Annotated in this window: 18 protein-coding genes, 2 tRNA genes and 3 pseudogenes; 20 read left to right on the top strand and 3 right to left on the bottom strand. The window is 65.3% G+C overall.

Translation table 11 applies throughout. From position 1 onward, the window contains the following. The first annotated feature begins 5 nt into the window (after positions 1–5). The 3 genes from pgsA (at position 6) to KRX52_RS20380 (ending at position 821) form a co-directional block, all read left to right on the top strand. Entirely contained in the window at positions 6–566 is a 561-nt protein-coding gene (pgsA, locus tag KRX52_RS20390; protein ID WP_217683555.1) for a CDP-diacylglycerol--glycerol-3-phosphate 3-phosphatidyltransferase, read from the top strand. 64 nt (positions 567–630) lie between these two features. Beyond that, positions 631–706, top strand: a tRNA-Gly gene (locus KRX52_RS20385). A gap of 41 nt (positions 707–747) precedes the next feature. Then, positions 748–821 (top strand) — tRNA-Cys (locus KRX52_RS20380). Positions 822–919: 98 nt separating this feature from the next. On the opposite strand, the pseudogene KRX52_RS20375 reads toward KRX52_RS20380, so the two are convergent. After that, a pseudogene (locus KRX52_RS20375) lies at positions 920–1,633 on the bottom strand (tyrosine-type recombinase/integrase); the annotation flags it as partial. Between the two features lie 188 nt (positions 1,634–1,821). Here KRX52_RS20375 and KRX52_RS20370 point away from each other — a divergent pair. Together KRX52_RS20370 and KRX52_RS20365 are read left to right on the top strand one after the other, a co-directional pair. After that, positions 1,822–1,980 (top strand): annotated as a pseudogene (locus tag KRX52_RS20370) (HAD domain-containing protein); the annotation flags it as partial. A 31-nt stretch (positions 1,981–2,011) separates the two neighbouring features. Beyond that, positions 2,012–2,170 (top strand): annotated as a pseudogene (locus tag KRX52_RS20365) (DUF934 domain-containing protein); the annotation flags it as partial. A gap of 70 nt (positions 2,171–2,240) precedes the next feature. Here KRX52_RS20365 and KRX52_RS20360 read toward each other — a convergent pair. After that, entirely contained in the window at positions 2,241–2,864 is a 624-nt protein-coding gene (locus KRX52_RS20360; protein ID WP_217683553.1) for a glutathione S-transferase N-terminal domain-containing protein, read from the bottom strand. A 267-nt stretch (positions 2,865–3,131) separates the two neighbouring features. Then, the gene (locus KRX52_RS20355; RefSeq protein ID WP_217683552.1) at positions 3,132–4,262 is read right to left on the bottom strand and encodes an FAD-dependent oxidoreductase; all 1,131 of its coding nucleotides are present in this window, start codon (positions 4,260–4,262) and stop codon (positions 3,132–3,134) included. Positions 4,263–4,409: 147 nt separating this feature from the next. On the opposite strand from KRX52_RS20355, the gene KRX52_RS20350 reads away from it, so the two are divergent. From KRX52_RS20350 to KRX52_RS20280, 15 genes are all read left to right on the top strand, one after another. Continuing rightward, positions 4,410–5,336 (top strand): LysR family transcriptional regulator, encoded by a 927-nt coding sequence (locus KRX52_RS20350; RefSeq protein WP_217683551.1) that lies wholly within the window; start codon positions 4,410–4,412, stop codon positions 5,334–5,336. Positions 5,337–5,506: 170 nt separating this feature from the next. Further along, entirely contained in the window at positions 5,507–6,526 is a 1,020-nt protein-coding gene (locus KRX52_RS20345) for an ornithine cyclodeaminase family protein (RefSeq protein WP_217683550.1), read from the top strand. Between the two features lie 27 nt (positions 6,527–6,553). Beyond that, a complete protein-coding gene (locus tag KRX52_RS20340) occupies positions 6,554–7,573 on the top strand; it encodes a dihydrodipicolinate synthase family protein (RefSeq protein WP_217683549.1) in 1,020 nt (339 codons plus the stop codon). Between the two features lie 10 nt (positions 7,574–7,583). Beyond that, a complete protein-coding gene (locus KRX52_RS20335) occupies positions 7,584–9,059 on the top strand; it encodes an NAD-dependent succinate-semialdehyde dehydrogenase (protein ID WP_217683548.1) in 1,476 nt (491 codons plus the stop codon). A 69-nt stretch (positions 9,060–9,128) separates the two neighbouring features. Further along, entirely contained in the window at positions 9,129–10,826 is a 1,698-nt protein-coding gene (locus KRX52_RS20330) for a DUF1302 domain-containing protein (protein WP_367890565.1), read from the top strand. 38 nt (positions 10,827–10,864) lie between these two features. Then, positions 10,865–12,229, top strand: a complete 1,365-nt coding sequence (locus KRX52_RS20325) for a DUF1329 domain-containing protein (protein ID WP_217683546.1) — start codon at positions 10,865–10,867, stop codon at positions 12,227–12,229. Between the two features lie 245 nt (positions 12,230–12,474). After that, entirely contained in the window at positions 12,475–13,563 is a 1,089-nt protein-coding gene (locus KRX52_RS20320) for a YCF48-related protein (RefSeq protein ID WP_217683545.1), read from the top strand. Then, positions 13,560–15,995 carry an efflux RND transporter permease subunit gene (locus KRX52_RS20315; protein ID WP_217683544.1) on the top strand — a complete coding sequence of 812 codons (2,436 nt, stop codon included), beginning with the start codon at positions 13,560–13,562 and terminating at the stop codon, positions 15,993–15,995. Before KRX52_RS20320 ends, KRX52_RS20315 begins: the two co-directional genes overlap by 4 nt. A 246-nt stretch (positions 15,996–16,241) precedes the next feature. Beyond that, a complete protein-coding gene (locus KRX52_RS20310; RefSeq protein ID WP_217683543.1) occupies positions 16,242–17,618 on the top strand; it encodes an aromatic ring-hydroxylating oxygenase subunit alpha in 1,377 nt (458 codons plus the stop codon). Positions 17,619–17,629: 11 nt separating this feature from the next. Next, on the top strand, positions 17,630–18,139 hold the full coding sequence (locus KRX52_RS20305; protein ID WP_217683542.1) for an aromatic-ring-hydroxylating dioxygenase subunit beta: 510 nt from the start codon (positions 17,630–17,632) through the stop codon (positions 18,137–18,139). A 47-nt stretch (positions 18,140–18,186) separates the two neighbouring features. Beyond that, positions 18,187–18,402, top strand: coding sequence for a ferredoxin (locus tag KRX52_RS20300; RefSeq protein ID WP_217683541.1), 216 nt, complete (start codon positions 18,187–18,189; stop codon positions 18,400–18,402). Between the two features lie 20 nt (positions 18,403–18,422). After that, on the top strand, positions 18,423–18,962 hold the full coding sequence (locus KRX52_RS20295; protein WP_217683540.1) for a VOC family protein: 540 nt from the start codon (positions 18,423–18,425) through the stop codon (positions 18,960–18,962). A 98-nt stretch (positions 18,963–19,060) separates the two neighbouring features. Then, a complete protein-coding gene (locus KRX52_RS20290) occupies positions 19,061–20,011 on the top strand; it encodes a VOC family protein (protein WP_217683539.1) in 951 nt (316 codons plus the stop codon). A gap of 454 nt (positions 20,012–20,465) precedes the next feature. Then, positions 20,466–21,437, top strand: coding sequence for a VOC family protein (locus KRX52_RS20285; RefSeq protein ID WP_217683538.1), 972 nt, complete (start codon positions 20,466–20,468; stop codon positions 21,435–21,437). Between the two features lie 63 nt (positions 21,438–21,500). Beyond that, positions 21,501–22,391: an alpha/beta fold hydrolase gene (locus KRX52_RS20280; protein ID WP_367890564.1), complete on the top strand. Its 891-nt coding sequence runs from the start codon at positions 21,501–21,503 to the stop codon at positions 22,389–22,391. Positions 22,392–22,397: the final 6 nt, after the last annotated feature.

The raw sequence follows: 22,397 nt of genomic DNA, 5'->3' as shown, positions 1-22,397 counted from the left end.
TACCGATGAATATCCCGAATCTGCTGACCATCCTGCGCGTGCTGCTCATCCCGGTATTCATCGGGTTGTTCTATCTGCCGTTCGACTGGCGCTACTGGGCGGCCAGTGCCGTTTTTGCGCTGGCCAGTGCCACCGATTGGCTGGATGGCTATCTGGCCCGGCGTCTGGGGCAGAGCACGCCGTTCGGTGCCTTCCTCGACCCGGTGGCGGACAAGCTGATCGTGGCGGTGGCTTTGGTGTTGCTGGTGGAAGAGCACGGCAACCTGTGGCTGACTCTGCCGGCAATGATCATCATCGGTCGGGAGATCGTGGTGTCGGCCCTGCGTGAGTGGATGGCCGAAATCGGTGCGCGCGCCCATGTGGCAGTCTCCAATCTGGGCAAATGGAAGACCACGGCGCAGATGGTGGCGCTGGTCATCCTGCTCGGCAATCCTCCGCGTATGGACGTCTGGGTTGGCCTCGGTTACGGCCTGCTCATTGTGGCTGCCGGCCTCACCCTGTGGTCCATGGTCCAGTACCTGCGTGCCGCCTGGCCCCACCTAAGTACCGGTGCCAACGGGAAATAACTTTTTTGAATCAAAGAGTTGACAGCGCTGCCAGTTCATATAGAATGGCGCCCGTCACCACGAAGCGGGAATAGCTCAGTTGGTAGAGCACGACCTTGCCAAGGTCGGGGTCGCGAGTTCGAGTCTCGTTTCCCGCTCCAATTTTCGTGATGAATGCTTGAAGTTTGAGTGTTCATTTTGAGGCCGGGTGGCAGAGTGGTCATGCAGCGGATTGCAAATCCGTGTACGCCGGTTCGATTCCGACCTCGGCCTCCAGTACAGAAGCCCCGTAGATCAAGCATCTACGGGGCTTTTTTACGTCTGTTCGAAAAGCCAGATTGGTCCGAGCTTTGGAACGCGTCCCAAAACTTCTGTTATTTCGACGGTTTGGCGATGGCGCCGACGCGGCGATAGACCCGCTCGGTAATGCCCTCGGTCGAGTGGCCTAGCAGCACGCTAGCGTCCGACAGGTCGCGAATCTCACTGGCCGCCTTGGGCCGAATATCCCTGAACTGAAACTGCCTGATCCGCACGGCCAGCTCCTGCTCGCCGCCCTCTGCGGCTTTGGCGGCGGCTGACTCTCGATCGTCATCCCAGCGGTTCCGCAGCATCGGCCACGATACGCGCTGTCCGCGCCGGTTGATCACCAGGAAGGGGGACAGGAACACGGCATTGCCACGGTTGATCCGCTCGATCAGCTTGCCGAGGCTGTTGGGCAGGCCGTCGCTCTCGACCTGGATACGCAGCTTCTTCTCGGTCTTGCCCTGGCGCACCAGCAGGTAGCCGTCGACGATGTCGTCGCGGCGCATCGCCAGAGCGTCGGCCGGGCGCTGGCCGGTCAACAGGGCCAGATCCATAGCGTCCTGCAGTTCGTGGCAGGTTTGGGCATAGACTGCCTTCCAGACCGCATCATTGGCGTAGTAGTCGCGTGGCCGCTCCTTGTTCTTGCGCACGCCCAGGCAGGGGTTGGCCTGCTCGCACAGCCCCCACTCACGCGCGATGTTGAACACATGGGAGAGCAGGGCGATCTCGCGGTTCGCCCGGGGCTTGGCCGACCGTGGGTCTCGGTACTGGGCGATCATGGCCGGCCCTGGAACTGGATGGCAGCTTGGTCGATGGCAGGGCGATCCAGCTCCGAAAGGTCGTGACCTGCGATGTGTGCGACGCCAGCACGGCCGAGTCGGGGCATGGCGTCCTGCAGGCCCTGCTTCAACTTCGCGATGTCGACGCTCAAGCGCGAGCACTGGGTTCGCCACATGTTTGATGATGACGAGCCATGATCCTGTTTCTCGATTTTGACGGCGTGCTGCATCCTGACGCCGTTTACCTGCGCTTCAACGGCGAGATCGAGCTGCGCGCCCCGGGCGAGCTGTTCATGTGGGCGCCGTGGTTGATCGGGGCGCTGGCCGATAACCAGGATATTCGCATCGTGTTGTCGACCAGCTGGGCGCGCAACCTCGGATTTCATGCGCCAGTGCGGCTTCGACGCCTTCGCCGTGCGCAAGGACAAGTCGGCGCTCGATGCGCTCAAGGGCCTCAACGGGATCAGCGTTCTGTACGGGCGCTCGGTACTGGAGCCGCGACCGCTGTTCCGCCGGCGTACCGGGGCGGGCGAGGAGGGATAGAGGGCGTGCGCGGCTGTCGCCTTGCCGGTGGTTGCGGGGCCGATTCGCCGCTTCGTCGTCGGCCGCGCCGTCAGCGCGCGGCTTCGAAGTCCAGCGCCTGGCGGGTTGCCGGGCGGGCCTGGAAGGCCTGCTGGGCGCGGGCCAGATGCTGCAGGTCGGCGAAGCGCTCGCTGCCCAGGCGCGGCAGCCAACCGACGAACATGCCCAGGTAGAGGTCGGCGATGGTGTAGCGCTCGGCCACCAGCCACTGACGCCCCTGCAGATGGCGGTCGACATGGGCCAACGCCTGATGCAGCTGCTCGATGGCCTGGGCGCGAATCCCGGCATGGGTGCTCTCATCGGCCGAGTAGCGATCCGGGCGGAAGATCGGCCGTAAGCAGCCGGCATGCACCTCGAAAGCTAGGTAGCCGATCCAGCTCTGGATCTGCGCGCGCTCGGCGCTGCCGGCCGGGGCGAACAGGCCGCTTTGCGGCTTGAGGTCGGCCAGATACGGCAGGATCGCGCTGTTCTCGGTGATCAGCGTGCCATCGTCGAGCTGCAGGGCGGGCACCCGGCCCAGCGGGTTGACCCGGTGAATCGGCGAGTCCGGCGTGCGCAGGGGCACCCGCTCGATGGCGACCGGCAGTTCCAGTTCGCGAACCAGGGTGTGGGCCGCCTGCGCGCAGGTGCCGGGGGCGATATAGAGAACGCTCATCGAATACCTCTCGGGAGCAGGCCCGCCGGTCGTGCGGCGGGCACTGCGGGTGAAGGAAATGCGGCCGGCAGTACGGCTTTCCGCCGGGGGGCGGACTGCCAGCCGTGGTGCCATCCCTTTTAGAGGATGGCGGCGGCCCGGGATAGCTCGCGGACGGGATAGCAGCTTTGTCGCGAACGGATTGCACCGTGCCTTCAAGGGGCGGGGGCGCAGCCGAGCGCGGGGCTGGCCGGTGCGCGGAGGCCGGCTGCCCGGCTCCCGCGTTGCTCAGATCGGCTCGGCCAGTGCCTCGAAGGAGGCCCGCATGATGCGTGCATGCTCGGCCTTGTCGCCGCCGCACTTCTCGATCTCGCCGAGGCGCATGGAGTTTTCCACCACCATGCGGCAGCGCTCCCAGCGCCGCTCCATGAAGCTTTCCAGCGCCTGCTCCAGCGGTGCACCGGCCAGCTCCTCGGCCAGCACCAGGCCGTCCTCAATGCCGATGCAGGCGCCGGAGCCCAGATGCGGGGTGGTCGCGTGCACCGCGTCGCCGATCAGCAGGACGCGGCCGCGATACCACGGGCGCGGCATCAGCATGCCTTCCAGTGGCCGAAAGATGATCGAGGAGTGTTCGCCCAGTTGCTCGCGCATCCACTGCACCAGCGGTGCGGGGAACGGGGCCAGCAAGTCCTTCAGCTGTGCGACAAAGCTGGTCGGATCGACGAAGTCGTTGCTGGGCCTCTCCTCGTTGACGAACAGGTACATCTCGTCCGCGGAGACCGGATTGACCCCCACCTTGGTCTTGGCGCCGGTCCAGATGCGCGTGCAGGCAATCTCCGCCGGCCGCGGCAGGACCGCGCGCCAGACGGCCTGGCCGCTGTACCTGGGCTTGGGCGCGTCGGGGAAGATCGCTTCGCGCACCTTGGAGAACAGGCCGTCGGCGCCGACCACCAGGTCGTAGCGGCGGCGCCGGCCGTCGCTGAAGGTCACCTCGACGCCATCGGCGTCCTGCTCGATGGCGGTGAAGGTGCAGCCCAGGCGCACGTCGACGCCGCCGATGCCGCGGGTGGCCTGCTCCATGATCCGCGCCAGCACCGGGCGCATGATCGCGCCGTTGCCGGGAATGGCGGTGCCGGTCAGGTCGGGGGTCGGCAGGGTGGCGATGAGGGTGCCGTCCGGCGTGCACAGCTGGGTGCCTCTGCCGGCGAAGCCGTGGCGCAGGAACTCGTCGAGAATCCCCAGCTCCTGGAAGGTCCGCAAGGTGGCGCCGCCGAGGCTGAGGCCTGCACCGTAGACGCGCCACTCGGGGTCGATCTCGACCAGGTCGACGGCGATGTTGTGCTTGCGCAGCGCAATGGCGGTGGCCATGCCGGAAAAGCCGCCGCCGATGATGAGGACATGCTTGATAGTCTTGGTCATTTGTTGCGTCCAATTGTTGTTGTTTTAGGTTTTGGCGATCGTATGGACGGGTTTTGATGCGCACCACTTCCTTCGCTGAATGCGTGGTATTGATCGGCTGAATACATCGAGGGGCATTTCTCCTCATTCCAGGACAAGAACAACAACATGCGTTTCAACAAACTCGATCTGAATCTCCTCGTGGCGCTGGATGCGATGCTGCAGACACGCAGCATCACCCAGGCGGCCAAGCAGCTGCACATGAGCCAGTCGGCCATGAGCAACGCCCTGGCGCGACTGCGCGCCCACTTCGAGGATGAGTTGCTGGTGCGGGTGGGCCGCCATCTCGAGCTCACCCAGCGCGCCACAACCCTCAGGGAGGCGGTGCGCGATCTGCTGCTGCGGGTCGAGACGACCATCAGCGCGCAGCCACAGTTCGATCCGACCCAGTCCGAGCGCCTGTTCCGGATTGCCGCCTCGGACTACAGCGCCATCGTCCTGATCCCGCATCTGCTGGCCCTGGCACAGCGCGCCGGTGCCCGGGTGCGCTTCCAGTTGCTGCCGCAGGTGGGCGACTCCGCCTTGGCGCTGGAGCGGGGCGAGACCGACCTGCTGATCATCCCCAAGGCCTACTGTTCCAGCGAGCACCCGCTCGAAGTGCTGTTCGAGGAAACCTTCGCCTGCCTGGTCTGGGCGGGGAGCCACCTGGCGCGGGAGGGGCTCGACCTCGCTGCTTACGCCCGTGCCGGTCATGTGGTCATGCAACCCGCCGGTGCGGACAGGCCGGCCTTCGGCAACGCCTTCCTGCAGAGCTGCGGTCTGGAGCGCCGGGTGGAGGTGTCGACGTACAGCTTTCTCGTCGAGCCGGCCCTGGTGGTGGGCACCGAGCGGGTGGCCACGGTGCACTCGCGCCTGGCGCGCTGGGCGAGTGGGGTGCTGCCGGTCAAGCAGTTCGCGCCGCCGCTCGACATCCCGGTGATGGAGCAGGCGATCCAGTGGCACAAGTACCGGACCAGCGACCCGGGACTGATCTGGCTGCTCGATCTGGTACGCGCGGCGGCCCGGGAAATGGATGCCTGCGCAACCGAAAACTAGCTGTCGGTGAGAACCAGCCGCCGCTCTGCAGAGGCCGGTTGGCTCAGCCGCCGGTGTCCCTCTGCGGGTCGAGAGCTCTGCATTTTCTGGATAGCTGAATTAGGCCGCGTCGCGTAGCTCAGTGTGGGGGTTGTTCATAGACTCGACTCCAACACAACCGGAGAGCTCCTATGGACGCGGCTGTTTCCAACAAGAATCCTGAGATTTCGACGCCGTTCATCAGTGATGCGGATGTCGCTGAATTGGCCTCCTGGCCCAAGGCGATTGCCGCCCTCGCTGACGCCTATGCAAAACCGATAAAGCCGGCGATGGTACCGCCGCGCATCATGGCGCGCGGTGACGGCTTCTGGCTGCGCAGCCTGTGCGCGGTATCGCCGTCGGGCGACTACATGGGCTGCAAGCTGATTTCCGCCTCGCCGAAGATCAAGCGCGCCAGCTACCTGATCTCGCTGTTCGACCAGCGCACCATGGAGCTGGCGGCGCTGGTCGATGGCAACCGCATCACCGACATCCGTACCGCGGCGACCGCGGTGGTGGCGGTGAATGCCGCGAATCCGAGCGGCGCGCTGCGCGTTGGCATCATCGGCTCCGGCGCACTGGCTCGCGGCATTCTGACCGCGCTGCTGGCGGTGCGCGAAGTGTCGCTGGCGCGGGTGTTCAGCCCGACCCCGGCCAGCCGCGAGAAGTTTGCCGCGGCCTTCCAGGCCTCCCACGAACTGGCCATCGAGGCGAGCGACACCCCGCAGGCGGCCATCGATGGCGTCGACGTGGTGGTCTGCGCCGCGCGCAGCCGCGACGAATCGCCGGTGCTGCTCGGCGAGTGGCTGCAGCCGGGCATGGTCGTGCTGTCGGTCGGCTCCACCCTGCCCGAGCAGCGCGAGGTCGATGTCGCCGCCATGGCGCGCGCCGACCTGATCATCGCCGACATGCCTGAGGAGGTTATCCACGAGACCGGCGACTCGCTGCAAGCGATCCGCGAGGGCGTCGACGTGGAAGGCAAGACCGTTAGCCTCGGCGACGTGATGTCGGGCCAGGCGCCGGCGCGCCGGTCGCCGCAGGACATCGTCCTCTACAAGTCGGTCGGTGGCGCCCTGCAGGACGTGGTGACCGCCGAGATGCTGCTGCGCGAGGCGCTGGCCACCAACACCTTCGCAATGCTCCCCACCGGCATCGTCACCATCGACCGCTGAACCGATTAGAAACGGAGAAAAACAATAATGGCAACTTACAAGCGTGCAGATGCCCGTGCCTGGGCCAAAGAGTGTCTGGTCGGCTGCTCGGGGGTCACCATCCCCAGCTACAGCAGCGATCTCAAGCGCCTGAACGAGCAGGGCATCCGCCACGACATCCAGAAAGTCTCGGACCTGGGCTTCAAGTACACCCTGCTGTGCACCGAGGTGGCGATCACTCCGGAAGAGAACGCGCAGTTCACCGCCTGGGCCAAGGACACCACCGGCGACCAGCTCGGCCTGTTCTTCCATGCCGGCTTCGGCACCCTGGCCGAGAACATCGAAGCGGTGAAACTGGCCGAGAAGGCCGGCGCCGACATCGCCCTGCTGTCCTATCCGTCGAACTTCTGGCCGACCAGCGAGCAGGACATCTACGACTACACCCGCGCCTTCTGCGACGCCACCGAGCTGGCCGTGATGCTGTTCCCGATCCCGCTGTGGGGCTTCGAGCGCGTGCATCCGCAGGGCATGTCCCCCGCGCTGATCCGCCGCCTGCTCGACGACTGCCCGAACATCGTCGCCATCAAGGCTGAGCAGGGCTTCCCGCACGTTGCCGGCCTGATCGAGACCTATCACCGCTTCGGTCAGGAAACCATCATCAGCTGCCCGATCGAGAGCGACATCATCCCGCTGATGAAGTTCATGGACCTGCAGTTCTCCGGCACCAGCTACACGCAGTGGATGGGCGACTACTTCCCGAAGGTCTTCAACCTGGCCCGCAACGGCCAGTGGCAGGAGGCGATGGACCTGTACTGGCAGGCGCAGCCGGCGCGTGGCGCCGTCGGTGCCGCCACCGGCGCCTACATGCCTGGCTCCAACTACATCAACCGCGCCCACTGGAAGTACATGGACTGGCTGGCCGGCTTCAACGGTGGCCCGCTGCGCGCCCCGGTGGCGCGGATTCCCGACCGCATGATGAAGGTCCTGCGTCAGGGCCTGGTGGCGTCGAAGTTCGAGTGCACCTCGGACGACGACAGCCAGTTCCTGATCGGCCGTTTCCCCTGCTGAGGAAGAGAATATGTCTGTCGAGCTGCTGAAAGATCGCGGTCTCTGGCGCACCGGCGCGCTGATCAACGGCGAGTGGATCACCGAGACCCCGCACGGCAAGTACTCCCTGAACAACCCGGCGACCAGCGCGCTGCTGGTCGAGCTGCCGGTGTGCAAGGAAGCGGAAACCGAGGCCGCCGTCGAGGCGGCCGACCGGGCCTTCCGTGCCTGGAGCCAGACCACCGCCAAGCACCGCTACGAGGTGATCAACCGCTGGTATCAGCTGGTGGTTGAACACAAGGAAGACCTCGCCACCCTGATCACCCTGGAAGAAGGCAAGCCGCTCAGCGAAGCGCGCGGCGAGATCGATTACGCCGCCTCCTTCCTGCAGTGGTTTGCCGAGGAAGCCAAGCGGGTACGCGGCGACGTGATCCCCGCGCCGAAGCCGGGGCAGCGCATCCTGGCGTTGAAGCAGCCGATCGGCGTGTGCGCGGCGATCACCCCGTGGAACTTCCCGGCGGCGATGATCACCCGCAAGGCCGGTCCGGCGCTGGCCGCCGGCTGCTCGATGGTGGTCAAGCCGGCCAGCCAGACGCCGCTGACCGCCCTGGCCCTCGGCGAACTGGCCCTGCGCGCCGGGGTACCGGCCGGGGTGTTCTCGGTGATCACTGGTAACTCCACCCGGGCCACCGGCGGGGTGCTGACCGGCCACAAGCTGGTGCGCAAGATCACCTTCACCGGCTCCACCGAAGTGGGCCGCATCCTGCTCGAGCAGTCGGCCAGCACCATCAAGAAATGCTCCATGGAGCTGGGCGGCAACGCGCCGCTGATCGTCTTCGCGGATGCCGATCTGGACGCCGCGGTCGAGGGCATCCTGGTCGCCAAGTTCCGCAACTCCGGGCAGTCCTGCATCGCCGCCAACCGCGTGCTGGTGCACGACAGCATCTACGACCAGCTGGCCGCGCGCCTGGCCGCGCGCACCGCCGAACTGCGGGTGGGCAACGGCCTGGAGGAGGGCACCCAGATCGGCCCGATGATCGACGAGGCCGCGGTGGCCAAGGTCGAGGAACACCTGCGCGACGCCCTCAGCGGCGGTGCGCGCATCCTCGCCGGCGGCCGTCGCCACGCCCTGGGCGGCGCCTTCTTCGAGCCGACCGTGGTGGCGGATGTCAACCTCGGCATGACCATCGCCCGCGAGGAGACCTTCGGTCCGGTGATGCCGCTGCTGCGCTTCCGTGACGACGCCGAGGCCATCGCCATGGCCAACGACACCGACTTCGGCCTGGCGGCCTACCTGTTCAGCCGCGATGCGCAGCGGGTGTGGAACGCGGCCGAAGCCCTGGAGGCCGGCATGGTCGGCATCAACACCGGGCTGATCTCCAGCGAGGTGGCGCCGTTCGGCGGGGTGAAGCAGAGCGGTCTGGGCCGCGAGGGTTCCCAGTACGGCATCGATGAGTATCTGGAAATCAAATACCTGTGCTGGGACGGCCTGCAGTCGACTTATTGAGGTAGCCGGGGCAGTCAGCGGCGCGGACGTCGCGGCTGACTGCGCCTGATCAAGCGTGGCGCAATAACAATGACAAATGAGCCGAGGGAAGCCATGAATGAATTAAAAAATAACAAAAATGGTTTTTTATATACCGCTCTAGGGGCCGTGTTTCTTTCCACTGCAATGCTGCCTTCGACCAGCAGCGCGACGCTCAGCTGGGAAGTGGGCGATGGCGTGAAGGTCGATTTCACCAACACCTTGCGTTATTCGGCGGCGACCCGGGTTGATAAGCGCGACAGCGAACTGCTGCAGAACCCGAACCTGGATGATGGCAACCAGAACTTCAGCACCGGCCTGATCTCCAACCGCTTCGAGCTGTACAGTGAACTGGATGTGGTCAGCGACCAAGGCTTCGGCGCGCGCGTCAGTGCGCTGGGCCTGTACGACACCGTCTACAACGACGACAACGACAACCCGGGCTTTCCGAAGGCGTTTCCTAACCATACCTCGCGGGATTACGACGAGTTCACCGATGACACCCGCGACCAGCATGGCCGCTATGCCGAAATCCGCGACGCCTTCGTCTTCGGCCGGCTCGCTCTGGGCGATACCCAGCTGAGTGGCCGCCTGGGTCAGCACTCGCTGGTGTGGGGTGAAAGCCTGTTCTTCGCCAACAACGCGATCGCCGGGGCACAGAGCCCGTTCGACACTCCGCGACTGCTGATCGACCCGACGGCCGAAGCCAAGGAGTTCGTCCTGCCGGTGCCGCAGATTTCCGGTCAATGGGAACTCAGCGACACCCTGAGCCTGGGCGCCTACTACCAGTTCCGCCATCGCGAAAACCGCATCCCGGCGGTGGGCAGCTACTTCTCCTACAGCGATATCGTCGGCGAGGGCGCGGAGCGCCTGCTGCTGGGCATGGGGCCGGCCGGTCCGATGGCGGCGGTGCGCGAGTCGGACATGGACCCCGACGACTCCGGCCAGTTCGGCCTGCAGCTGCGCTGGCAGCTCGGCGAGACCGACCTCGGCCTGTACGCCCTGCGCTTCCACGACAAGGACCTGCAGCAGGTCATGCGCCTGGGCTTCGATCCCGCCATCGGCGGCGTGCGGCCGACCAGCTACTACCTGACCTACCACGAAGACACCACCCTGTACGGCATCAGCGCCAGCCGCAGCATGGGCGATTTCAACGTGGCCGCCGAGGGATCGATCCGCAAGGATCAGTCGCTGGCCAGCTCGCACGCCGTGGATACCTCGGCGCTGGGCGGACCGGCCTCCGGCAACAACAACCACCCGGCCTACGCCGTGGGCGACACCGCGCACATCAACCTGTCGACCATCTGGAGCGTGCCGAGCACGCCGCTGTGGGGCGAGGCGAACCTGGTCGCGGAACTCGCCTGGACGCGCCTGCTGCACTGCGAGCAGAACTGCGATACGGCGCTGGACCCCAACGCGACGCGCGACTCCTGGTCGATGCGCGGCGTGTTCAAGCCGACCTACCGGCAAGTGGTTTCCGGGCTGGATCTCAGTGTGCCGATCGGCATCGGCTACACCCCCAAGGGCTCGCGCAACATCCTCGGCCCGTGGGCGGTGCCGGCTGAAGATGGTGGCGACTTCACCATCGGCCTGACCGGGCTGTACATGAACGAGCTGGAACTCGGTCTCGCCTACACCCACTTCTTCGGCTCGACCGGCGAGCTGATGGACGAGAGCCTGTCGTACAGCTACCAGCAGGCGCGCAAAGACCGTGATTTCGTGGCCTTCACGGCGAAGTACAGCTTCTGAAGCGGCTTGAAAACTACAACAAGAACGACGAGGTATCTATGAACAAGGTTCTTGCTATTGGTAAGGGGCTGGCGCTGCTGGCCTGCGTGATCGCTAACTCCAGCCATGCCTCCGTGTCAGCCGATCAGGCGCAGCGCCTGAAGGGCGAGCTGACGCCCTTTGGCGCCGAGAAGGCGGGCAACAAGGATGGCTCCATCCCGGCCTGGACGGGCGGTCTGACCACGCCCACCGCCGGCGATCTGCCGGGCGGGCGCCGTGGCGATCCGTTCAAGGACGAAAAGCCGCAGTTCTCGATCACCGCGCAGAATATGGACAAGTACGCCGGCAACCTCTCCGATGGCACCAAGGCGATGCTGAAGAGGTACCCGAACACCTTCCGCGTGGATGTCTACCCAACCCACCGCACCGCCGCCGCGCCGCAATGGGTGAATGACAACACCTTCGCCAACGCGACCCGCGCGACCCTGGACGCCGGCGTGCCCAAGGGCGCCTACGGCGGCATTCCGTACCCGATCGCCAAGTCCGGCGAGGAAGTGATGTGGAACCACGTGCTGCGCTGGCGCGGCATGCGTTTCGAGCACTTCAACAACTGGTACCAGATCCTCGCCGACGGCCGCGCGGTGATGGTCACCGACGCAGTGATCAACGAGCAGTTGCCGTACTACGACAAGGACAGCAACCTCGAGCAGTTCGACAGCCAGGGCAAGCCGTTCTGGCAGGTGGCGATCCGCAACATCGGCCCGCCGCTGCGCGCCGGCGAGGCGCTGCTCGCCCACGAGTACCTGGACCAGTCCAAGCTGCAGACCTGGGTGTACCTGAAGGGCCAGCGCCGCGTGCGCAAGCTGCCGAACGGCTGCTGCGACACGCCGACGCCGGCCGCCGCCGGGGTGATGACCTTCGACGAGATGTACACCTGGACCGGCAAGATGGACCGCTTCGACTGGAAGCTGGTCGGCAAGGAGGAGATGTACATCCCCTACAACACCAACCGCCTGACCCAGCCGGCCAGCGACGAGGCGGTGCTGTCCGGCAGCCACCTCAACCCCGATTACGTGCGTTGGGAAAAGCACCGCGTCTGGGTGGTCGAGGCCAACGTGCGTGACGGCCAGCGCCACCAGGCCGCGAAGAGCCGCTACTACTGCGACGAGGACACCTGGATCTGCGTGATGGCCGATCGCTGGGACGGCAAGGGCCAGCTGTGGCGCACCCTGTGGTCGATGACCACGGTCGTCCCGGAGCTGCCGGCCACCGTGATCTCCTCGTTCGGCTATTACGACCTGCTGGCGGGCACCGGCTTCGTCGCCCAGCTGCCCAACACCAAGCCCAAGCACTACGTGCTGCATGAGGGCGCCAGCGACTCGGTGTTCTCGCCGACCGGCCTGGCGGGCAACAGCGTGCGCTGATCGCGACAGGGACTACCCGTGAACAGAAGGGGCCGCAAGGTCCCTTCTGCTTTTTGGCGACCAGCAAAAGTGGGGGCGAGGGGGCCGCCGCCGGGTCGGCAGCTCATCATTTTCTAGATAGCTGAAATAGACCGCGTCGCGTAGCTGAGGGCAGGGGCAGTTCATACACTCGAAGCCAGCACAGCCGGCAATCCCCACCCCTACGGGGCGGCTGTATCTAATAACAAGAATCCAGAGGCATGCCCATGAGCTGGAAATTGAAGACATTGCGCACTTGCGTGCTGGGCTCGGTGCTGTGCGGGGTTTCGGTCGGCGCGCTGGCGCTGGTCCCCGCGGGTGAGGTCGGCGACGCCCTGAGCAGGCCCGCGCTGCAGGCCAGCCAGGCTGAGAAGGCCGTGCTCCTCGGCGCGGCGGTCACCGGCAGCGGGCGCATCGTGGCCGTCGGCGAGCGTGGCCTGGTCATCCTCTCCGATGATGGCGGCGTGCACTGGCGTCAGGCCGCCACGCCGGTCAGCGTGACCCTGACCGCGGTGCGTTTCGCCGGCGGTCAGCAGGGGGTCGCGGTGGGCCACGGCGGGGTCATCCTCACCAGCAGCGACGGTGGCGAAAGCTGGACGAAGCGCCTGGATGGCCAGCGGGCGGCCCAGCTGGCGCTGGAAGATGCCAAGGCCTCCGGAAATGCCCAGCTGCAGGAAAGTGTCGAGCTGATGCTGGCCGACGGGCCGGACAAACCCTTCCTCGATGTCGCACTGAACGACAGCGGCGCGATGCTGGTGGTCGGCGCCTATGGCCTGGCCTTCGCCTCGGCGGATGCCGGCCAGACCTGGACCCCATGGCTGAGCCGGCTGGACAACCCCGAAGGCCTGCACCTGTATGCGGTGCGCCAGCGGGGCCAGACTATCGTCATGGCCGGCGAGCGCGGGCTGCTGCTGCGCTCCACCGATGGCGGCGCGCACTTCAGCCGCCTCGAGACGCCCTACGAGGGCAGCCTGTTCACCGCGGAGCTGCTCGCCGAGAGCGACATCGTCGTCGCCGGCCTGAAGGGCAGCCTGCTGCGCAGCCGCGACGGCGGCCTGAGCTGGCAGCGGGTCGACACCGGGGTGCCGGCCTCCTTCACCGCCTCCACGCTCGCGGCCGACGGCACCCTGTATCTGGTCAATCAGGCCGGGCAGGTCATGGCCTGGGGGCGTGATGCGCTGCAGCAGGTGAGCAGCCAAGCGCTGCCGGCGCTGAACGGCATTCTGCCCATCAACAACGAACAAGTCGTCCTGCTCAGCGACCGTGGCGTCTCCACGCTGCGCTTGGCCGGGCAGGCGCAGGGGAGCCAGCAATGAATCCGCATACTGCATCGAAGGGCGAGCTGGCGCCGGGCGACCTCGACCCGCGTTCGGGCTCCATCGTCGAGCGGTCGATCTTCAACAATCGCCTGATCGTCGTCCTGCTCTGCACCCTGTTCACACTGTTCTTTGCCAGCCAGCTGCGCCATCTGCAGCTGTCGGCCAGCTTCGAGAAGATGATTCCGCAGGGCCATCCGTACATCCAGAACTTCACCGCGAACCAGAAGGATCTGCTCGGGCTCGGCAATGCGGTGCGCATTGCCGTGGCCAACCCCAAGGGCAGCATCTACGACGCCCGCTACATGGATACCCTGCGCGAGCTGAGCGACGAGCTGTTCCTGCTGCCGGGGGTCAACCGCATGCAGATGAAGTCGCTGTGGACGCCATCGACCCGCTGGGCCGGGGTGACCGAGGATGGCCTGGAGGGCGGGCCGGTGATCCCCGAAGGCTATGACGGTTCCGAACACAGCCTGCAGCAGCTCGCCGCCAACCTGGCGCGCTCCGGCGAGGTCGGCCATACCGTGGCCACCGACTTCAGCTCCAGCGTGATCTTCGTGCCGCTGCTGGCGACCGACGCCGAAGGCCGGGTGGTGGACTATGCGGTGCTCGCCGAGTCGCTGGAGACCCTGCGCGCCAAGTACGAGGCGCGCGGCTATGCCGTGCACATCACCGGCTTCGCCAAGCTGGTCGGCGATCTAATCGACGGCGTGCGTTCGGTGCTGGTGTTCTTCGCCATCACCATCCTGCTCAGCGCGGCGGTGCTGTTCTGGTTCACCCGCTGCTGGCGCTCCACCGCGGCGGTGGTGATCTCCTCGCTGATCGCCGTGGTCTGGCAGCTCGGCATGCTGCCGACCCTGGGCTATGCGCTGGACCCGTACTCGATCCTGGTGCCCTTCCTGGTATTCGCCATCGGCATGAGCCACGGCTCGCAGAAGATGAACGGCATCCTCCAGGACATCGGCCGTGGCTCCAGCAAGCTGATGGCGGCGCGGCTGACTTTCCGCCGCCTGTTCGGCGCCGGCATGGCGGCGCTGGTCATCGACGCGGTGGGCTTCGGCGTGCTGCTGGTGTTCGACATCCAGGCGATCCGCGAGCTGGCGCTGGCCGCCTCGATCGGCGTGGCGGTGCTGATCTTCACCAACCTGATCCTGCTGCCGGTGATCCTCAGCTACGTCGGCGTGGGCCGCGCGGCGGCGCTGCGCAGCCTGCGTGACGAGCGTGCCGACGAGGCAGGCGAGACCAAGCACATCGTCTGGCGCCTGCTGGACCATTTCACCGAGCGCAAGTGGGCCAGCCTGGCCATTCTCGGCGCTGCGGGGCTGGCCGTGGCGGGTCTGGTGATCTCTTCGCACCTGCAGGTCGGCGACCTCGATCCGGGCGCGCCGGAGCTGCGCCAGGACAGCCGCTACAACCGCGACGTGGCCTACCTGAACGCCCACTACGGCGCCTCCAGCGACGTCATGGCCATCATGGTGAAGACCCCGGCGGGCGCCTGCGCGGCCTACGAGACGCTCAACAAGGTGGATGCCCTGGAGTGGCAACTGCGCCAGCTCGACGGGGTGGAAAGCACCAACACCCTGGCGCTGCTCAACCGGCGGATGACCGCCGCGCTGAACGAGGGCAACCCGAAATGGAATGACTTCGTGCCCAACCAGGCGATGCTCAACGCCATCACCGCCGGTGCGCCGCGCGGCCTGTACGACGACAGTTGCGCGCTGCTGACCATGTACGTGTACCTGACCGACCACAAGGCCGCCACGCTGTCGCGGGTGGTCAGTCACGTCGAGCAGTTCGCCGCCGCCAACAACACCCAGGATGTGCAGTTCCTGCTCGCCGCCGGCTCGGCCGGCATCGAGGCGGCGACCAACATCGTCGTCAAGGACGCCTGGCTGAAGATGAACTTCCTGGTCTACGGCATCGTCGCGGTGCTGGCGCTGATCACCTTCCGCTCCTGGCGTGCGGTCATCGTCGCCATCCTGCCGCTGATGCTGACCTCGGTACTCGCCGAGGCGCTGATGGTCGGCTTAGGGATGGGCGTGAAGGTGGCGACCCTGCCGGTCATCGCCTTGGGCGTCGGCATCGGTGTCGATTACGCGCTGTACATCATGTCGGTGATGCTGGTGCAGATGAAGGACGGGCAGTCGCTGTCGGTGGCCTATTACCGCTCGCTGATCTTCACCGGCAAGGTGGTGATGCTGACCGGCGTGACCCTGGCGCTGGGCGTGGCGACCTGGGTGGCCAGCCCGATCAAGTTCCAGGCCGACATGGGCGTGCTGCTGGCCTTCATGTTCCTGTGGAACATGCTCGGCGCGCTGGTCCTGGTGCCTTCCCTGGCGCACTTCCTGTTGAAGCCAAAAAGGCTTATTGACGCCGACGCCGATGTTGTGAGCAATAAAGATATGGTTATAAAAGATACCGCTGTTGCGTAGTTGCAGAGGGGGGATTGATTATCTGCGGTGATCGATTCCCCCTCTGGAATGCGCTTGTTGCCGGGTTTCCGGCAAACGGTCGAATCAGCTGTTGACGGCGCTAGTTGGACTGTGAGCAACAACAACTGGGCTGGATATTTTAATAAGCCCGGTTATTGTCTCGGTGAAAGTAATGAATTAGAGTGATTTTGCGAAGTTACTCTGCCGTACGAAAGTGCTGATAATAAATATAAGGAGTGCGCAAGCATGTTCAACTACGATCTTATTTATCCCGGTGACCGTGATAGCTTCCTGGATAATCTATGCGACCGCGTAGAGAAAGGCTTGGACGAAGGTCTGCTGCCTGTCGAAGTGTTCCGTGACGACACGGTGTTCCGTGCCGAGATGGAGCGAATCTTTGCGCGAACCTGGGTCTTCGTTGCCCATGCTTCCGAAATCCCCAACAAGGGCGACTTCGTGCTCCGCCGCCTGGGTCTCGACAAGGTCATCGTCACCCGCGACGACAGTGGCGAGATCAATGTCATGCTCAACCACTGCCGCCACCGTGGCACCGAAGTCTGCCACCACGACAAGGGCAACGCCCGCACCTTCAAGTGCCCATACCATGGCTGGGCCTATCGCAACAATGGCGACTGGGCCGGCGCCCCGCACCTGAAAGACGCCTACGGCGGCCCGCTCGACAAGAAGGAATGGGGGCTGCTGCGCGCTCCGCGCGTGGAAGTGCTGCACGGCTTCATCTTCGCCGCCCTGTCCGATGAAGTGCCGCCGCTGCGCGAGCACCTCGGCGCCGCCGCCTGGATGTTCGACGCCATCTTCGGCCTGCATCCGGACGGCATGAAGGTCATCAAGGAGCCCGAGCGCTTCATCGTCAAGGCGGACTGGAAGAGCGGCGCGGAAAACTTCAGCGGCGACGCCTACCACGTCAGCACCGCGCACCTGTCGGCCTCGCTGTCCGAGTTCATCCCCGGCGTCAACCAGGTCAGCAGCGTGGCCTGCGCCTACGACATGGGCAACGGCAACAGCTTCATCGGCCACGCGCTGCCCAAGCTGATCGGCCCGGAGTTCGAGTTCTGGGGCTACCCGAAGGAGTACCGCGACCAGTTCGATCTGTCCAGCCTGGACGAAACCCAGATCGAGATGCTCAAGACCCTGCCGCCGACCATCGGCACCCTGTTCCCGAACTTCAGCTACCTGCGCTTCCCGCAGCCTGACCGTCCGGGCGCCATGCCGGTGCCGTTCACCAGCATCCGCGTCTGGCAGCCGGTGTCGCCGGGGGTCATGGAGCTGTGGAACTACGAGCTCGAGTACGCCTTCCTGCCCGACGAGTTCGTCGAGAAGTGCTACATGGCCGGCCAGTTCGGCTTCGGCTCGGGCGGCATCTTCGAGCAGGACGACACCGCAGTGTGGGAAGGCATCGCCAAGGTGGCCAACAGCCCCTGGACCCGCTCCAAGGGCATGAAGCTGCACTACCAGCAGAAGCGCGAGGGCGCCGACCCGACCTGGAAGGGCCCGGGCCTGTTCTATCCCGCGGTGTACGGCGAGAACTGCCAGGAGGAATTCTGGCGGCGCTGGCTGAAGGACATGAAGGAAGGCAAGTCTGAGCAGAACGGAGGGAACCAGTAATGAGCAGCCTGATGACCGATCGCAACCGCGCCGAACTGCGCGACATCGCCGCCGACTTCCTGGCCCGCGAGGCCCTGCTGCTCGACGAGCGCCGCTTCCGTGACTGGTACGCGTTGCTCGATGACCAGCTCGACTACCTGGTGCCGATGCGCATCGCAATGCGCGACTATGCCGATGAATTCCCGCAGGGCGCCTACCGCATCAGCGATTCCAAGGCGCACATCAATATCCGCATCAACCGCCTGGAAAGCGATCATGCCTGGGCCGAAGTCCCGCCCTCGCGCACCCTGCGCGTGGTCGGCAGCCTGCTGGTCGAGCCCGGCGAGCGGGCCGACGAGATCGCGGTGATCAGCGCGATGATCCTCTACCGCCAGCGCGGCCATGACGACGTGGGCGACGTGATCCCGGTGCGCCGCCACGACGTGCTGCGCATCACCGACGAGGGGGTGAAGCTGCTCAAGCGCAAGGCGCTGATCACCGAGACCGTGCTGCACACCCCGAACCTTGGCGTGTTCCTGTAACCGCCACGGCGACCAGACAACAAGAGCAAGAACAAGAGAACCGTGCTATGGCAAACGAAAAAGTTGAAGTGATTCTGGATACCCACAAGTGCCAGGGCTATGGCCTGTGCCTCGGGGCGGACGATGTCTTTGACCTGGATTCGAGCGTGAATATCGCCCGACTGAAAACCCGTTTCGTGGATGTGTCGCGCTTGGGCGAGATCGAGCAGATCGCCCGCGACTGTCCGGCCAATGCGATCTCTTGCCGCGTTGTTCAGGAATAAATTCCCGGAGAGCAATCAACATGAGTGACATCGCCAAGACGCTGATTGGCCGCAAGTTCGACCAGATCTGCTTCGTCGTCGACGACATCGAGGCCGCCATCGAGAAGTGGAAGAAGATCAACGGCGTCGAAGTCTGGAACGTCGCCTACGACCTGGCCAAGGAGCAGACCGAGAAGGAGTATCGCGGCCAGCCTGGCGACTTCCAGTTCAGCTGCGCCTACGGTTTTGCCGGCGACACGCTGATCGAGCTGGCCCGTCACGACGGTGGCCGCAGTGTCTACCAGGACTGGAAGGACGAGCATGGCTGCGGTCCGCACCACGTCGGCTTCCGCCAGACCAGCGCCGAGGAATACAACCAGGCCGTCGGCCACTACCTCGAGCTGGGTCTGGAGAAGGCCATGGCCGGTTTCTTCCAGGGCCCGTTCGGCAACTGCCGCTGGAGCTACTGGGATACCCGCGAGCAGATCGGCTGCTACACCGAGCTGTACTACGTCGATGGCGATCTGGGCGCGCGCATGGACGCCCTGCGCCGCGGCGAGAACGTCAGCATCACCTCCTGAGTCGAGGCGCTGGCCGGCGCTGGCCCGCGCGCACTCGGACACGGATTCGCTTCAACAAGAACCCTGCCTCAACAAGAAAAATGCACGGGAGCATCACCATGAACATCATCGGACCCGACGCGCTGGTTTTCGGCGTCGACGACCTCGACGCCGCCGCCAAGTACATGACCGACTTCGGCCTGAAGGCCGCCGGCCAGGTGCTGCACGGCCAGCTTTTTGAAACCATGGACGGCACCGGCGTGGTCATCTGCGACGCAAACGATCCCGCACTGCCGCCGCTGCTCAGCCCCAACAACAAGCTGCGCAAGGTGATCTACGGCGTGGCCGACCAGCAAAGCCTCGAGCAGATCGCCGACGAACTGGGCAAGGACCGTGAAGTGCGCCGCCTGGCGGACGGCAGCCTGGAGGCCCTCGACGACATGGGCATCACCCTGGGCTTCCAGCTCACCGTGCGGCGCGAGATCGACATGCCGGTGGAGGCGATCAACGCTCCCGGCGCGCCGCTGCAGCGCCCGGTCAACTGTGTCGGCGTGGACATGGACGCAGCGGTGCAGCCGCGCTCGCTGTCGCACTTCGCGATGTTCGTGCCCGACGTGCCCAAGGCCGAGGCCTTCTACGTCAATCGCCTGGCGTTCCGTTGCAACGACCGCCTCGGCGGCGGCCCGTTCCTGCGGCCGAAGGGCACCTTCGAGCACCACACCATGTTCCTGATCCAGACCCCGCCGTTCCTCAAGGGTGTGGAGCACATGGCCTTCCACCTGGGTGGCCCCAGCGAAGTCATGCGCGCAGGCAACCGCTTCACCGGTCTGGGCTACAGCACCTTCTGGGGGCCGGGTCGCCATTCCTTCGGCTCCAACTGGTTCTGGTATTTCGAAAGCCCGCTGGGCTGCCGTTTCGAGTACGACGCCGACATGGACAAGCACGACGACAACTGGGTGCCGCGCGAGAAGCCGCTGCATGCGGACAACGCGCAGGCCTACCTGCTCGAAATGCGCAAGAACTGGGCGCCGTTCGACGGCCCGCCGCCCGGCAAGCCTGCCGTGGCGTGATGCCCTGACCGCTTGATGTTCAGACAGGTAGTTTGTCGCCCGCAGTGGTATTAGGGGCATTTAGGCGAACCGAGACCGCGCAGATCTGCGCGGCCTCGGCTTTTTAGTTTCGAGATCCCAATTTTGCAGATTTTCCTTCCGGGTATTCGCTGCCGCGTTTGCGGTGCCCTGCAGCATTTCGCTTGTGCTCCGCTGTCCACAGTAAGTGCATGGGCATATTCAATTCTCAGATAGCTGGATTGATTTATCTCGGGTGGCTCGCCCGGGAACGCACTCATAGAATCGACTCAACTCGTGGCTGAACGTCTTATTGGTGGAGGCCTGGAGTGCAGCGCTGCAGTGCTCATGATTCGCTAGTTCTTCCGGCATAACTGTTTGGCGAATTGTTCGGGTCGCAGAGTTGCATCGTCCCTGGGTCAGGTCTTATAGAAAAAGAATAAATAGGAAGATAAACATGGCACCGGATAATCGTTTTCGCTTTACAGGCATCGAGTGCGTCAAGTTCGCGGTCGAGAATCTTGCCGAGGCCCTGCGCTTCGCCAACGACTGGGGACTGGCGCCTGCCGAGTCGTCCGACCCGGAAGTGAAAGTCTTCCGTGCCGTCGATGGTTCCGAAGTGCAGGTGGTCGCCGCCGACCCGGCGCGCGCCGATCGCCGTCCGATCGGTGGCGGCAGCGGCATGTGCGAAATCGTCTGGGGTGTCGAGGACCGTGCCGCGCTGCAGGCCTTGGCCGACGAGCTGGGCCGCGACCGCAAGGCCGAGTTCGACGCCGAGGGCGTGCTGCACAGCGTCGATGACCTGGGCATCAACCTCGGCTTTCGCATCGCCCAGCGCCGTCCGGTGCTTTACGAGGTGACCCGCTTCAACGCGCCGGGCCGCCCGGACCGTCTCAATCGCCGCGCAGCGTCCTACCAGGCCGCCAAGCCGCAGGAAATCAGCCACCTGGCGATCGGCGTCGACGATGCCGGCCAGGCGGTGAAGTTCTACATCGAGCGCCTCGGCTTCATCATCTCCGACCGCTACGCCAACCGCGGCATTTTCCTGCGCTGCTCGCCCGCCGGCAACCACCACCACGTGTTCTTCATGAACGCCAAGGCGCCAGGCACCCGCTTCAACCACCTGGCCTTCAAGGTGCGCGACATCCACGAGGTGATTGGCGGCGGCCAGCATCTGGAGTCGCTGGACTGGAAGACCTTCGCCGGCCCGGGCCGCCACATGGTTTCCTCCGCCTGCTTCTGGTACTTCCAGTCGCCGTTCGGCGGCTCCTGGGAATATGCGGCCGACGAGGACGTGGTCACCGCCGAGTGGGAGTCCCAGGACTTCGCCGCCACCGCGCACATCTTCTCGGAGTGGACCTTCGGCCTGGAGAAGTCCGACGGCACCCTGAAGGGGCCGATTTCGGCCAGCAAGGTCCAGGCGCTCTGATCCCGAGGCCGCCCGCCGCTGCGCGGCGGGCGGAATCTTCCGCCGGCTAGAAGGAATCCTCCCGTGTCCGTTTCCGAAAAACCGTACTGGATCGAGCTGATCGACTGTCAGGTCCGCCAGATCCAGGGCAAGTACCGCACCCGCATCATCGAGGCAGGCTCGGGGCCCGCGCTGTTCCTGCTGCACGGCACCGGCGGCCACGCGGAGAACTACGCGCGCAACATCGCCGCGCTGGCCAAGGACTTCCACGTCGTCGCCATGGACTTTCTCTGGCACGGCAAGTCGCAGACCGAGGGCTACGACCCCGAGGTCATCCCCAGCCTGGTCGACCAGGTGGTCGACGTGATGGATCAGCTCGGCATCGCCAGCGCCTGCGTCGAGGGCCAGTCGATGGGCGGCTGGGTGGCCATGCAGCTGGCCCTGCGTCATCCCGAGCGGGTACGCGCGCTGGTGCTGACCACCACCATGGGCTACGTGCCGGACGAGGGTGCCATTCCGGGCTATGTGGAGCCGGACTGGGCCAGCAACCTGCAGAGCTCGCTGGAGGTGCTGCGCAACCCCAGCTTCGACAACGTGCACACCCGCATGGCGCGCATCCTCGCCAAGCCCGAGCGCCTCACCGACGAGGCCGTGATGGTGCGTCAGGCGCTGTACCAGCAGCCGGCACTGGCCGCGGTGCAGCAGCGGTTCATCGCCGAATACCTGGCCGGCGCCAACATCCGCCGCCACGTGATCACCGACGCGCTAGCCCGCCAGGTCCGCCAGCCGACCCTGGTGTACTGGGGCGACCGCAACCGCACGCCGCCGGCCCTCGGTCAGCACATCGCCAACCAGGTGCAGAACGGCAGCTTCCACTGCGCCAGCGACACCGGGCACTGGGCGCAGTTCGAGAGCGCGCCCGAACACAACGAGGTGGTGGCGGCCTTTTTCAAGGCACAGCTGCAGCCGGCTTGAATCACC

The organism is Geopseudomonas aromaticivorans, from assembly GCF_019097855.1.
GTDB lineage: Bacteria > Pseudomonadota > Gammaproteobacteria > Pseudomonadales > Pseudomonadaceae > Geopseudomonas > Geopseudomonas aromaticivorans.
This window is presented reverse-complemented; position numbering and strand designations above follow the sequence as displayed.

What these genes read in the sequence shown, in the direction of transcription:
- KRX52_RS20310 (WP_217683543.1), top strand. Translation starts at nt 16,242, where the DNA reads ATGTTCAACTACGATCTTATTTATCCCGGTGACCGTGATAGCTTCCTG.
- KRX52_RS20290 (WP_217683539.1), top strand. Translation starts at nt 19,061, where the DNA reads ATGAACATCATCGGACCCGACGCGCTGGTTTTCGGCGTCGACGACCTC.
- KRX52_RS20300 (WP_217683541.1), top strand. Translation starts at nt 18,187, where the DNA reads ATGGCAAACGAAAAAGTTGAAGTGATTCTGGATACCCACAAGTGCCAG.
- KRX52_RS20315 (WP_217683544.1), top strand. Translation starts at nt 13,560, where the DNA reads ATGAATCCGCATACTGCATCGAAGGGCGAGCTGGCGCCGGGCGACCTC.
- KRX52_RS20345 (WP_217683550.1), top strand. Translation starts at nt 5,507, where the DNA reads ATGGACGCGGCTGTTTCCAACAAGAATCCTGAGATTTCGACGCCGTTC.
- KRX52_RS20305 (WP_217683542.1), top strand. Translation starts at nt 17,630, where the DNA reads ATGACCGATCGCAACCGCGCCGAACTGCGCGACATCGCCGCCGACTTC.
- KRX52_RS20335 (WP_217683548.1), top strand. Translation starts at nt 7,584, where the DNA reads ATGTCTGTCGAGCTGCTGAAAGATCGCGGTCTCTGGCGCACCGGCGCG.
- KRX52_RS20320 (WP_217683545.1), top strand. Translation starts at nt 12,475, where the DNA reads ATGAGCTGGAAATTGAAGACATTGCGCACTTGCGTGCTGGGCTCGGTG.
- KRX52_RS20340 (WP_217683549.1), top strand. Translation starts at nt 6,554, where the DNA reads ATGGCAACTTACAAGCGTGCAGATGCCCGTGCCTGGGCCAAAGAGTGT.
- KRX52_RS20355 (WP_217683552.1), bottom strand. Translation starts at nt 4,262, where the DNA reads ATGACCAAGACTATCAAGCATGTCCTCATCATCGGCGGCGGCTTTTCC.
- KRX52_RS20330 (WP_367890565.1), top strand. Translation starts at nt 9,129, where the DNA reads ATGACAAATGAGCCGAGGGAAGCCATGAATGAATTAAAAAATAACAAA.
- KRX52_RS20285 (WP_217683538.1), top strand. Translation starts at nt 20,466, where the DNA reads ATGGCACCGGATAATCGTTTTCGCTTTACAGGCATCGAGTGCGTCAAG.
- KRX52_RS20295 (WP_217683540.1), top strand. Translation starts at nt 18,423, where the DNA reads ATGAGTGACATCGCCAAGACGCTGATTGGCCGCAAGTTCGACCAGATC.
- KRX52_RS20325 (WP_217683546.1), top strand. Translation starts at nt 10,865, where the DNA reads ATGAACAAGGTTCTTGCTATTGGTAAGGGGCTGGCGCTGCTGGCCTGC.
- pgsA (WP_217683555.1), top strand. Translation starts at nt 6, where the DNA reads ATGAATATCCCGAATCTGCTGACCATCCTGCGCGTGCTGCTCATCCCG.
- KRX52_RS20360 (WP_217683553.1), bottom strand. Translation starts at nt 2,864, where the DNA reads ATGAGCGTTCTCTATATCGCCCCCGGCACCTGCGCGCAGGCGGCCCAC.
- KRX52_RS20350 (WP_217683551.1), top strand. Translation starts at nt 4,410, where the DNA reads ATGCGTTTCAACAAACTCGATCTGAATCTCCTCGTGGCGCTGGATGCG.